The following is a 7,466-nucleotide window of genomic DNA, read 5'->3' on the forward strand; positions in this document are numbered from 1 at the left end:
GCGACCGCCCGATCATAGCGAGAGGCGGGACCTCTTGCCTTTCGCCGCGGGGCGAAACGCGATAGCTTACCCGCCGAGCGACGACCGGACCAGCCCGTGGCGCAGAGCCGCAGGTGCCGCCTCACCGCTCGGCCGAGATTCCGGAGGCCCCGATGCGCATCCCGACTCTCACTCTGTTGGGCTCTCTCGCGATACCGCTGCTCGCGCCGCAGTTCGGAGCGGGCGTGGCGAGGGCGGCGTCCACCGCGCGCCCCGCGACCTCGACCGTCGAAGTGCGGCACCCCGAGGACCTGTTCATCGTCGACTGCCTGCTGCCTTCGCGGGTGCGCAATCTCGGCCGGCATGCCAAGTTCGCCGCACCCCGTCAGGTGGTGCGTTCGACCGCGCACGAGTGCGGGCTGCGCGGCGGCGAGTTCACCCTCGATCCGACGCGGAACGACTTCGCGTTGCAGGCCTGGATGGCGCAGGCGGAGGGCGGCGACGCCGAGGCCGCCAACAACGTCGGCGAGATCTACGAACAGGGCGTCCGCGGCGAACCCGATCTCGTCCAGGCGGCGGTCTGGTACCGCAAGGCGGCGGACGGGGGGAGCCGGCGGGCGCAGCGCAATCTCGCCCATTGCTACGAGTCGGGCAGCGGCGTCGCCAAGGACGCCGTCCAGGCGATCGTCTGGTATCGCAAGGCGGCCGGGCTCGCCGGGGCGACGGACCTCGATCTCGAGAAGGAAGTGGCGGCGCTGCGTTCCGAGGTCTCTCGACTCACCGGTGAAGCGGCGAGCGCCAGGGCCGAGCTCGAGCTCAACGCCACCGAGCTCGCGCGGGCGCGGGAGGCCCTCGTCGCCGCCGAACGCGACCTCGCGCAGGCGAAAACCAGCATCGCGGCGATCTCAGCCAGCGCGGCTGGCGCAGCCGGCACCCAGACCACCGCCGCCCCGGACGCAGGGAAGACTCCCGCGGGCCCTGGCGGTGCGTCCACGAAACCGACCCCGACGACCCCGGGAGTCACCGTCGCGCAGCGTCAGCAGGCGGTCGAATCGGGCCGCAAGCGGGTCGCCGACCTCGAGGCCGCGCAGGATCGCTACCGCCGCCTCGCTTCGGAGCTCGAATCGTCCGCCGCCGCGGCGAAGGATCTCGCTGCCCGCGGCCGCGAGGCGGTGATCGCCAAGCGCGCGCCGGCGATCGAGTTCCTCCGCCCCGACGTGCTCGCCACCCGCGGTCCGGCTCTGGTGCCGGTTCCTGCCGGGGCGCGCGAGGTGGAGATCGTCGGCAAGGTGACGGCGGAGTTGGGGCTCGTCGAGTTCACGGCCGCCGGGGAGCGCCACGAGATCGGTGCCGACGGCCTGTTCCGGGTGCGCCTCCCGGTGGAGGCCAACAAGACGATCCCGTTCGTCGCCGTCGACCGCGCGGCGAGAAGGACCGAAGCCGAGCTCGTCTTCGTCGCTTCGGGTGCTGCGGCACCGGCCGCCGCGTCGCTCGCGGGCGCGCCGCGCGAGACCGGCAGGCGGTTTCACGCCCTGGTCCTCGCGGGCGGCGCGTATCGGAACCTCGCGCCGCTCGCGACCGCCATCGCCGACGGTGAGGACCTGGCGGCCATGCTCCGCGACCGCTTCGGTTTCGAAGTGGATCTGCTGCCGGATGCCACCTTTCTCTCTGCGATGCAGCGCCTGACCGAGCTCGCCGGCCGTCTCGGACCGAAGGACGACCTGCTGGTCTATTTCGCCGGTCACGGCCGGATCGACGAGGCCACCGGCCGTGGCTACTGGCTGCCCGTCGACGCCGATCCCAACGACCGGTCGACCTGGATTCCGAACGAGGCGTTGGCGAAGATCTTCGGCATCATGCGCGCCGGCCGCGTGCTCGTCGTGGCCGACAGCTGCTACGCCGGCGCCCTCGGGGGGCTCGGACTCGAGCGCGCGAAGGGCACCAGCGGCGCGGACAGTCGGGTCCGGAGCGTGCTCTCGTCGGGGGGCCTCGCGCCGGTGCTGGACGAGGGCGCCGAACGCCACTCGATCTTCGCCCGCGCCCTGCTCACCGTGCTCTCCCTGGCGCGCGAACCGCTCTCTGCCGACCGGCTCTACCAGGCGGTGTCGGCGCGGGTCGCCTTCCGCTCGTCGGAGCTCGGCGTGGTGCAACGACCCGAGTACGCCCAGATCGGCTTCGCCGGCCACGAAGGCGGCGATTTCATCTTCCAGCCGAAGAGCTGAGGACTCTAGCGGGCCGCGATGCCCTTGAGCAGGGCACCGAGCGCGAGCTGGGCGTCGGCGAACCGGTCCTGCGCTGCAAAGAGCGGGTCTCGCGAGCCTTTCTTGCGCGCCGAGTCGATGAGCGTGCGCGCTTCACGCAGGAGCGAAGCGACGCGGTCGAGCTCCTGGCCGAGCGCGGGGTCGCGCCAGAGCTCGGCGAGATCGCGATTCGAGCGATCGGCCTCGAGGGCCCTCACCTGCGCTTCGAGGGCGGCGACGTGCGACTCGAATTCGACCAGTTCGGGCTCGAGGCCGACGCTGGCGCACTCCTGACGCGCCGAAACCACCTGCGCCATGGCGTCCGCGCTGCGGCCCACCGCGGCTTGTCCAATCGAGGTGTTGAAGGCCACCTCGGCCGCAGCGCAGTCACCGCTCGCCGCCAGCGCCACTCCGAGGTGAAAGAACGGCAGATAGCCGTCGCGCTCGATCGGATCCCGACCGGCGGCGGAGCGCAGGAGCGGCACCGCCGCGGCGGGTTCGTGGCGTTCGAGGGCTTCGAGCCCCTTGCCGTAGCTGTCCGGAATCTGTTCGCCGTGACCCTTGAGCCGGGCGACCGCGAGCGCCACCAGAACACCGGTCACCACGACGGCGACACCGATGACCCAGGCGAGCCACATCGGCGGCGAGCGCTGCACGATGGGATCGTCCAGTGGCGGAGTCGCCGTGCTGCGCGGTCTCTGAACCACGGTTTGCTGGTCGGAATCGTCGCCCCCGGCGGCCGTCTCCGGCTCCGGTGTCCGAAACGGCTGCGGTTCGGCTGCCGCCGCGGCCTGCCGGGCGGACGCTGCACCGACGCGCTCGATCTCGGCGGCATGCGAGGCATGAGGGGCATGGGCGGCAGGAGTGGACGCCGGCCGAGCGTTCGCCGCGGCGGCGTTCCGCGCGAGCTCGCGCTGGATCTCGGTCAGTCGACGGCCGAACTCCTCCGCGTTCTGCGGTCTGTCCTCCGGCTTCTTGCCCAGCGCGTCGAGGATCAGGGTGCGCAGCGACGCGGGAATCCGTCCTTCCGGGTCGGAGACCTCGAAGGCGAGCGGCGGCAGGTAGAGGTGGCCGGTGACGATCGAAGGCAGATCCTGACCGGCGATCGGATGTCGCCCGCTCACCAGCTCGTAGAGCATCACCCCGAAGGAGTAGAGATCGCTGCGCGCGTCCACCGACGTCGAGGACAGCTGCTCGGGCGAGGAGTAGCGGGGCTTCCCGAGATAGTGCAGCGTGGCGGTCGCCTGGCTGTCCTCGCGGAGGATCTTGACGATGCCGAGGTCGATGAGCTTGACCAGCGAATGGCCGTCGGCATCCCGGGTCAACATCAGGTTGTCGGGCGAGATGTCGCGGTGAACGTACCCCTTGCGATGCAGGAAGCCGAGCGCTCGCAGCGCCTGGATGGCGATCCCCAGCGTCTCGGGAAGGTCGATCGACGGCCGCGCCCGGCAATACTCATCGAGGTTCACCCCCTCGATGTATTCCATGACGATGTAGGCGACGCCCTCGGGATCGATGGAGAAGTCGTAGAGCTGGGCGATGTTCGGGTGACGGAGCTGGATCGCCGTCTTCGCTTCGCGCTCGAAGCGCTGGTCGAGATCGCTGTCGCTCGTCATCTGCGAGCGCAGCACCTTGATGACGCGGAGCTCTTCGAGGAGGCGATGGCGGACGAGGTAGATCGTCCCCATGCCGCCCTCGCGCAGCCGGCGGACGACCTCGTACTTCGGATCGAGCTTCGCGGCGTCGAACACCCGTGGGGCTAGAACGCGAACCGCAGCCCGGCCTGCCAGGTGGCGAGCTCGAAGTCGTCGCGCCCGAACTCCTGGTCGTAGGCGAGGAAGAGGCTCCCCCACAGATACTGCGCCGAAAGGCTCAGGCCGGCATTGATCCAGTCACGATCCGGTGGATCGAGAAAGACGAGGAACGACGAACCGGCAGCCTGGTCGCCGAGGAAACTGGCGTGAACTGTGCGCGCGTCGTTGTCGAACTCGTGGAGATAGGTGAGCGTGAACTGCGGCACGAGCACACCGTTGGACATCGAGATGTTGCCCGAGAGATCGAAGCCGAACTCACCGAGGAGCGACTCCAGCTGCTGCTCCTCGACGGCGACGCCGAAGTCGGTCGGTACCGGGATTCCCCCGATCACGACGTTGGCGATTGCGCCGCTCTCCGCGAAGGCGTCCACCTTCGCCCGCGTGTAGCTGCCGCGCACGAAGCTCGAAGCGATCACGCGCTCGCCGCCCCAATCCCAACCGCCCTCGAGCGACGCCGACTGCTGATCGCCGTCGAAGAGGGCGCGGGCATCGAGATCGCCCACCACCGGCAGTTCGATCCGGCGGCGCTGGTCGTACTCGGTCGAACCGTAGCCGAGGGTGGCCTGCAGGTAGGAGCCGTTCTGCGACTGCCAGGCTCCGTAGAGCATGAGGTTCAGGCCGTCGAACTCGAGCTCGCCGCCACCGCCGGACAGGTCGGTCTGGTTGGTGGCATAGCCGCCGGCGATGCCGAAGAAGCTGTTCGCGCCGGCAGCGAAGTCGACGCCCAACGTACCCGACGTGGTGTCGAAATCGAAGGCGGTTTCGTCCCCGACATCGCCCGACTGCTCGCCCTGCTGCAGTCGGCCGGTGAAGAACAACCCCCAACGGCGCTCGCGCTCGGGCTCGGCCGCGGTGGCCTGCGCGAGAGCGGAGGTGCCCGGACGCCCGCCCTTGCCGCCGCGGCCACCCAGGGCCGCCTCGACGTGACGCCCCAGGCGCTCGCGGCTCTTGCTCTCGGTCCGCGCGGCCGCGAGGGTCGTGCCGTCGATGACCGCGCCGCCAGCCGACCAGGAGATCTGCGACCCCGCGGCGAGAGCGCCGCCACGCAGCGCTCCCAGGCGGGAGGAGACGATCGCCTGCTGCTGCGAGGCGGCAGAAGAGGCCGTCTTCGACGCACTGCCGAGTCCCGTTGGGGACATTTCGACGAGCGCCGCAGCACGCTGATCCTGATTGGTCAGGACTCCGGTCATGAAGACGCAGAGCGGCGTCGCGCGCGGGACCGGCCGCGGCGAGCCGTCGGGATTGTTGAACACGTCGAAACAGATGTCGTCCATCGCTCCGCCCGCCGAGACCCGGGTGTTGTTGTCCGGAGTGAGCTCACCCAGGCTGCCGACGGTGATCGAGAAGTTGACTGCCACTCCACGGAAGGAAGCCCGAATGGTCACGCTGCCGGCGACACCGAAACCGAAGTTGGCGCGGGCGATGCCCGCGGCGTCGGACGGGGAGGGGGCACCGCTCGTCCCGCGTGGCGATCCCGGAGCCGCGACCACCTCCCAGGTGAGCGGCACATTCGGCACCGGCGTGCCGTTCGCGTCGATCACCCGCACCTCCAGGGTCACGCCGTCTCCGAGCACGACGCTCTGGGTTCCGGGCGAGACCGGGACGAGCCGGAACCCTTCTTGAGACTGGGCAATCGCGACGCCGTCGAACGACATCATGGTGAGTGTCGCGAGGGTCGCCAGGGCGACGAGGATCACGCGAAACACAGCAACGCGAGCGGGACGAAGGATCGTCATTTGAGGCTCCTTACAGTGGGTGATCCGCGGCAGTCTATCCCAGGCGCCCGTCCACGAATCCAGTGGCGTCAAGAGGCTGGCCAGCCTCCGAGTTACCGGCTGCCGTGGGCGGATTCCGTCCGTCCTCGGGCGCGGAATCGGGGACGGGAGACGCGGCCGGGCCCCATTTCTGTCCTCCTGATTCACTCGGCATCCGGGTCTCTCCGGCACGACGCCGGGGGGCCGGCTCGGGGAAAGCTAGGGCACGGTGGCGGACCACCGGCAGGCGGTGGAACCGGTCTCGAAGCCGCTGCGCAGGATCGGGATGCCGCGGCCGAAGTGGATCCGGTCGAAGAGGGTGGTGCAGATCGAGGTGAGCGACTCCGAGAGCTCGAGACCGATCCAGACCGACAGGGTGCCTACCGGGGGCGCGGCGCCGGCGAGCTCGGCCTGGTCCCAGGTGCCGCCGAGGGTGGTGCCGCCGGTCTCTTCGGAGCCGATCACCGCTCCGCCGCAATTCACCTCCGGGTAGTAGCGCAAGATCCCCTTCACGACCTCCTGACATTCGGCGCGCACCAGGAAGGCCAGGTTCCAGGTGCCGGCCGGCGGAGGCGCCACGCAGAGGAAGGCCGTGGCCGGTCCCTGCGGATTGTCGGGCGAGACCTGAAGAGAGCCCGACGCATCGGGCGGCAGGCAGTCCGGATCGGTCGGAGACCAGGTGAGGCTCGCGATGTTGCCGGTCCATGGGCCGACCGCAGCGACGTCGAACTCCGGATTCTGGACGACGCCCTGGGCGCTCGCGGCCGTCGCGCCGACAGCGCTGGTGGCGAAGGTGGCAGCGGCGAACAGGGCGCGGCGCAGCAGGGCTCGGATCGGCATCGGTGACCTCGGTTACCTCACTCACCTGCGGGAAGTTGGGCGGACTCTATCCGCAGACCGGGCCGCGATGTCTCTCGGTGGACGCTCCCTCCGTTTCCAGGGATAAGGGAGAGTGCCATGCGAGATCGAACGGCTTCATCGGCTTGGATTGCGGCGTTGTGGATGCTGGTGGCCATGGGACCCGTGCTTGCCGATCCCGAGCCGGTGACGCTCAAGGGCAAGGCGATTCTCGAGCACCCGGCGGGCAAGGCGATCGTCGAGGCCGGGCGGCTGCTCAAGGCGGGGAAGGCGGCAGATGTGCGGAAGGGGGCATCGAAGGAGGTGCGAGAGGAGTGGGCGGCGATGTCTCCCGCGGAGCAGAAGGAAGAAGCCGCGCGGCTGCAGGGACGGACGCCCGATCCGGCGACCTTCGAAGCCGACATCGCGCGCGTCGGCGAGATGGTCGTCGATGGCGTGGATGCACGATTGTCGATTCCGACTCCGTCCGGCGATATCTCGGCGATGGGCTTCGCCTCCCTCGAAGGCGGCAAGTGGCGGGTGAGCCGGGGGCCGATGACGCTCGCGGTGGCGGAGCCCGAGACCGCGCCGGCGATCCGCGGCGCCGCGATCCTCGACCACGAGTTGGGGAAGCTCGCGCTCGACTACGCCGGCAAGCTCACGTCGGGAAAGTTCGAGGCGGCCCTGGACCTCGTCTCCGTCACCGGACGCGCCCGTCTCGCGGCGCTCCCTCCCGACCAGCGCCGGCAGAGCGACGACTACCGCAAGAAGTACCTGCCGAAGCCGGCGGTGCTGGCCGACCGGATCCGCGACGGCGGCGAGCTCACCTTCACCGAAAAGAA

The 7,466-nt window shown here is 69.9% G+C and carries 5 protein-coding genes; 2 read left to right on the forward strand and 3 right to left on the reverse strand.

Annotated elements, in window-relative coordinates:
* Nucleotides 1–152: 152 nt before the first annotated feature.
* Nucleotides 153–2,201, forward strand: coding sequence for an SEL1-like repeat protein (locus tag KBI44_10700; GenBank protein ID MBP9144942.1), 2,049 nt, complete (start codon nt 153–155; stop codon nt 2,199–2,201).
* Between the two features lie 5 nt (nt 2,202–2,206).
* Here the strand turns inward: KBI44_10700 and KBI44_10705 are convergent, their stop codons facing one another.
* The 3 genes from KBI44_10705 to KBI44_10715 all read right to left on the reverse strand — a co-directional run bounded on the left by KBI44_10705 (nt 2,207) and on the right by KBI44_10715 (nt 6,627).
* Nucleotides 2,207–3,970, reverse strand: coding sequence for a serine/threonine protein kinase (locus KBI44_10705; protein MBP9144943.1), 1,764 nt, complete (start codon nt 3,968–3,970; stop codon nt 2,207–2,209).
* Between the two features lie 8 nt (nt 3,971–3,978).
* Nucleotides 3,979–5,769 carry an autotransporter domain-containing protein gene (locus tag KBI44_10710; protein ID MBP9144944.1) on the reverse strand — a complete coding sequence of 597 codons (1,791 nt, stop codon included), beginning with the start codon at nt 5,767–5,769 and terminating at the stop codon, nt 3,979–3,981.
* A 237-nt stretch (nt 5,770–6,006) separates the two neighbouring features.
* Nucleotides 6,007–6,627 (reverse strand): hypothetical protein, encoded by a 621-nt coding sequence (locus KBI44_10715; GenBank protein MBP9144945.1) that lies wholly within the window; start codon nt 6,625–6,627, stop codon nt 6,007–6,009.
* A 117-nt stretch (nt 6,628–6,744) separates the two neighbouring features.
* Here KBI44_10715 and KBI44_10720 point away from each other — a divergent pair.
* Nucleotides 6,745–7,466, forward strand: a 722-nt coding sequence (locus KBI44_10720; GenBank protein MBP9144946.1) for a hypothetical protein, incomplete at its 3' end; no start/stop codon positions are given.

The organism is Thermoanaerobaculia bacterium (assembly GCA_018057705.1).
Classification (GTDB): domain Bacteria; phylum Acidobacteriota; class Thermoanaerobaculia; order Multivoradales; family JAGPDF01; genus JAGPDF01.